Origin of the sequence: Mycobacterium sp. (genome assembly GCF_049281135.1) — a bacterium.
Taxonomy (GTDB): domain Bacteria; phylum Actinomycetota; class Actinomycetes; order Mycobacteriales; family Mycobacteriaceae; genus Mycobacterium.
In genome coordinates, this window is sequence record NZ_JBAPRN010000216.1 from 1 (window position 1) to 3,136 (window position 3,136).

Annotated in this window: 6 protein-coding genes; 3 read left to right on the plus strand and 3 right to left on the minus strand. The window is 63.9% G+C overall.

Annotated features, from left to right (window positions below; translation table 11 throughout):
• From WAN02_RS09030 to WAN02_RS09040, 3 genes are all read left to right on the plus strand, one after another.
• The coding region (locus WAN02_RS09030) for a biotin/lipoyl-containing protein (RefSeq protein ID WP_422263815.1) at positions 1 to 201 on the plus strand (201 nt) is incomplete at its 5' end.
• Positions 202 to 226: 25 nt separating this feature from the next.
• Entirely contained in the window at positions 227 to 562 is a 336-nt protein-coding gene (locus WAN02_RS09035; RefSeq protein ID WP_422263816.1) for a hypothetical protein, read from the plus strand.
• 226 nt (positions 563 to 788) lie between these two features.
• Complete coding sequence (locus tag WAN02_RS09040; protein WP_422263817.1) at positions 789 to 1,241, plus strand: STAS domain-containing protein; 453 nt, start codon at positions 789 to 791, stop codon at positions 1,239 to 1,241.
• Here the strand turns inward: WAN02_RS09040 and WAN02_RS09045 are convergent.
• The 3 genes from WAN02_RS09045 to WAN02_RS09055 all read right to left on the minus strand — a co-directional run.
• Positions 1,221 to 2,012 carry an RNA polymerase sigma factor SigF gene (locus tag WAN02_RS09045; protein ID WP_422263818.1) on the minus strand — a complete coding sequence of 264 codons (792 nt, stop codon included), beginning with the start codon at positions 2,010 to 2,012 and terminating at the stop codon, positions 1,221 to 1,223. The two genes, WAN02_RS09040 and WAN02_RS09045, sit on opposite strands and share 21 nt — an antisense overlap.
• Positions 2,009 to 2,443, minus strand: coding sequence for an ATP-binding protein (locus WAN02_RS09050; protein WP_422263819.1), 435 nt, complete (start codon positions 2,441 to 2,443; stop codon positions 2,009 to 2,011). Before WAN02_RS09050 ends, WAN02_RS09045 begins: the two co-directional genes overlap by 4 nt.
• A gap of 430 nt (positions 2,444 to 2,873) precedes the next feature.
• Positions 2,874 to 3,136 (minus strand): hypothetical protein (locus WAN02_RS09055; RefSeq protein WP_422263820.1); only part of this gene is annotated, 263 nt, incomplete at its 5' end.

The window sequence follows — 3,136 nt, forward strand, 5'->3', positions numbered from 1 at the left end:
ACCGCCCCGATGCAGGGCACCGTGGTCAAGGTCGCCGTCGAAGAGGGGCAGGAGGTCTCGACCGGCGACCTGGTCGTCGTGCTGGAGGCGATGAAGATGGAGAACCCGGTCACCGCGCACAAGGACGGCGTGATCACCGGATTGGCCGTCGAAACCGGGGCGGCTATCACCCAGGGCACGGTGCTCGCCGAGATCAAGTAGCCCGGCCGCCCGGTTCATCGAACCCGTGGATCCAGTCGAGATCAACGCCGGGCGGTGGTATCTGCGCGGCCTGCGGGCCGATGACCGGATCGACGACCGTCCCGCGCTGGCCGATCTCGGCGTAACCGACCCGGAGTACGTCGTACGCGGTGACGCTCGGTGGGCCGCGGACTCGCGCTACTCGTGGGCGGTATGTGAGCCCACCACCGGTGAGTTGCTGGCCGAGGTGACGCTGGATCCGGCCACCGGCGCGATCGCCACCCGAGCGCGCGCCGGCCACGACGACGCGGCCGGCGCCGCTGCCGAGTCAGTTCGGCGATTTGCCGCCGCAATCGTTGCGCCTCAACATGATTCGAGCTGAGACCACCGGCCACGTACAGCTGACCAGGCTTTCTGAGAAACATTCACATACGTTGTGGGCGCACAGTGGTCGGGGTAGTGTCTTAAACAGGTTGAGTTCGCAGCCGCCCTTTCCCAAGCGTTAATTGACGTAAGGGGAGGCTGGACCTCCCAGTTTCTCCTCACGCGCGGAAGCCAACCGCTTGACGTGATCCACAGATTGCTTGTCGACTGATGGAGTCACTTTGATGTCTGCTCTGCACCCGAACTCCGCTTCGCCGGTTCCTGAAACCGACCCGGCACTTCCACCGCCCGCGTGGGAGAACCATTCCGCGCGGTTCACCGCGGAGTGGGATTCGTCCCGCGTCGTGGTCACCGTCCACGGTGAGCTCGACGCATCGAATGCCAGTCAGCTCGCTGACTACTTCGACCTGTGCATGATTCACGCCACGCCGCTGATGCTGGACTTGAGTCGGCTGGAATTCTTTGGCACTGCCGGCTTTTCGGCGCTGCACTTGATCAATGTCAAGTGCGCGGGCGCCAATCTGCGCTGGGCCGTGGTCTCGAACAAGGCGGTGTCCCGGCTGCTTCGGATCTGCGACCCTGACAACACGCTGCCGCTGGCCGCGTCGATACACGATGTGCCGGACGCCGACGACGAAAACCAGGATCCGAACCGGTTATTCCAGCTCGTCCCGTAACCGTGCCAGCGATTTAGCCAGCAATCGCGAGACGTGCATTTGCGAGATGCCGACCCGCTCGGCGATCTGCGTCTGCGTCATCGATTCAAAGAACCTGAGCACCAACACGGTTCGCTCGCGTTCCGGCAACCCTTCCAGGAGCGGTCGCAGCGCCTCGCGGTTCTCGATCCGCTCCAGCCCGGTATCGACATCGCCGAGCGTGTCGGCGATGGCTCGGGCTTCCTCATCCCCGGGGCTGCTGCCGCCGCTGTCGATGGACAGCGTGTTGTACGAGCTGCCTGCCACCAGGCCCTCGATGACTTCGGCGCGGTCCATCTCGAGCTCGCGCGCCAGTTCAGTCGCGGTGGGCGCACGGCCAAGCCGCTGGGAAAGTTCGGCGGTCGCGGCGCCAAGCCTTAGGTGCAGTTCCTTCAGCCGGCGTGGGACTTTGACGGACCAGCTGTTGTCGCGGAAATGCCGACGGACCTCGCCCATGATCGTGGGCACCGCAAAGGAGACGAAGTCGGAACCGGCCTCAACGTCAAACCGCGTGACGGCGTTGACCAATCCGACCCGGGCCACCTGAACCAGGTCGTCGCGGGGCTCACCGCGGCCCTCGAAGCGGCGGGCGATGTGATCGGCCAGCGGCAGACACCGCTCGACGATCTTGTCGCGATGACGCTGGAAGTCCGACGCTCCGGAGTCAAGACCGGCCAGCTCACGAAACATGTCGGGAACGTCGGCGTATTCGTTCGGACGAGATGACGAACCACCGCCGGCTCGCGGTGTCACCTGGCAGAGCCCGCCCGTCGGGTAGTCAGGGTGACACCGAAGACGCGATGGCCACCAGGGCCGCTACCGTCCTGAAAAGTCTGAACGTCATCGGTCAGCGACGTCAGCACGTGCCAACTGAAGCTGCCCGGTGTTACGACGTCGTCGGTGTCACATGTCGTCGACGCCTCGACTTTCAGCTCGTCGTCGTGCGGATCGACCACGATTGCCAGCGTGGCGTCCGGAGTGGCGGAGCGAATCAACCGGGTGCACACCTCGTCGACCGCGAGCCGCAGATCGGCCACCGCATCGAAATCCAAATCCTCGAACGTGCCGACGGCCCCCACCAACGTCCGCAAAACCGCCAGGTTCTCCAGCTTCGCCGCCACGCGCAATTCAATCGCGCGCTCGCCGCGTTGCTGATTCTTCACCGGCTTCGCAGCAACGGTCATCGGGCCTCCCAGCATTGTTTGACCGACACTACCCTCGCGCTCCAGCTGGTTAGTCATGATCGCCGCCGGTTATTCCACGCGCTGTGGAGTCGAGCGAGACGACGGAAATCGAGTGCACAAGCCGCATTCGGCGCGTTGCACCCATCTCCGTCATCACGTTGGTGATCCTCGTACTGCTCGCAGTGGGCATCTATGTCATCGCATTCGTGATCTTGTCCCCCATGATTGGGTGACGGGCGGTCCTTCCGCCGACCAAGCTCATCATGGTCACAAGGAAATACCCACTCGCGGCGACACCTAAAACCCGACGCGCCTGGGAAAGGGCACGATTCAGGCGGCGAGTCAGGCTCCAAGGACGATTGGACTGCGCCACAACTCAAGGAACGCGCCAAAGAGCTTGAAATGTCTGGTTATTCGAATCAATGAACGATCAGCGCGCCAGAATTGGCCCGGCGATCGGGGCGCCGATGGTCAGCGTGACGAACATCAGGACCATCAGAAACCATCCGGCGCCCTGCCACGCCCACCAGACGCCGTGGTCACGCCAGACACGGTAGGTACGCAGAAAGGCCCAGATTCCCGCGGCCAGCAGGATCACCGGGGCACCGAACGCCAGGATGGTCAGCTGCGGGGCGCCACATGCCACCGTGTCGACGGACATCGCGCCCTTACAGGTGCTGTCCCACAGTGCGG